Source organism: Mesorhizobium sp. M1A.F.Ca.ET.072.01.1.1 (assembly GCF_004023325.1).
Lineage (GTDB): Bacteria > Pseudomonadota > Alphaproteobacteria > Rhizobiales > Rhizobiaceae > Mesorhizobium.
This window is the reverse complement of record NZ_RZSF01000676.1, coordinates 1-768: the sequence shown is the minus strand read 5'-3', so window position 1 is coordinate 768 and position 768 is coordinate 1. Positions and strand designations below refer to the sequence as shown.

Annotated in this window: 2 protein-coding genes; one reads left to right on the top strand and one right to left on the bottom strand. The window is 65.1% G+C overall.

Annotated elements, in window-relative coordinates; genetic code table 11:
* Positions 1-543 (top strand): 2-hydroxyacid dehydrogenase (locus tag EOA32_RS37490; RefSeq protein WP_245499538.1); only part of this gene is annotated, 543 nt, incomplete at its 5' end.
* Positions 544-558: 15 nt separating this feature from the next.
* On the opposite strand, the gene EOA32_RS37485 is transcribed toward EOA32_RS37490, so the two are convergent.
* A partial coding sequence (locus EOA32_RS37485; RefSeq protein ID WP_128374330.1) for a DUF126 domain-containing protein occupies positions 559-768 on the bottom strand: 210 nt, incomplete at its 5' end.

Genomic DNA, 768 nt, shown 5'->3' with positions numbered 1-768 from the left:
CGCCTGGGCATTGTCGGCATGGGCCGTATCGGCACGGCGGTCGCCAGGCGGGCCAAGGCGTTCGGCCTGTCCATCCACTACCACAACCGCCACCGCGTGCTGCCGGCGGTCGAGGACGAATTGGAAGCGACCTATTGGGAAAGCCTCGACCAGATGCTCGCCCGGATGGATATCATCTCGGTCAACTGCCCGTCGACGCCGGCGACCTTTCATCTGCTGTCGGCCCGGCGGCTGGCGCTGATGCAGCCGGCGGCCTACATCGTCAACACAGCGCGGGGCGACATCATCGACGAAGAGTCGATGATCAAACTCATCCAGGACGGCAAGATCGCCGGCGCCGGCCTCGACGTCTACGAGCACGAGCCGGCGCTGAACAGCAAGCTGTTGAAGCTCGCCCACAAGGGCAAGGTCGTTCTGTTGCCGCATATGGGCTCGGCGACGCTCGAAGGCCGCATCGACATGGGCGAGAAGGTGATCATCAACATTCGCGCCTTCTTCGACGGCCATCGCCCGCCGGACCGTGTGTTGCCGCTCAGGACCTGAAAAACCACGATTTGTTCAGGCGGCGACGCTCACGGCGCCGTCGTCGTCGACTTTGACGGTGCTTCCGCGATAGGCGTCGAAGACACCGCGTCCGAGCCGCACCGCCATCGGCGTCTCCCAGCCCATTTCGCGCGCGACGATCAGGCCGAGCAGAAGAATCGCGTCCGGCTCGTGCAGCACTAGGGCTGCCGGCCCGCGGCCGTTGTGGACCAGTTCCATCAGCAC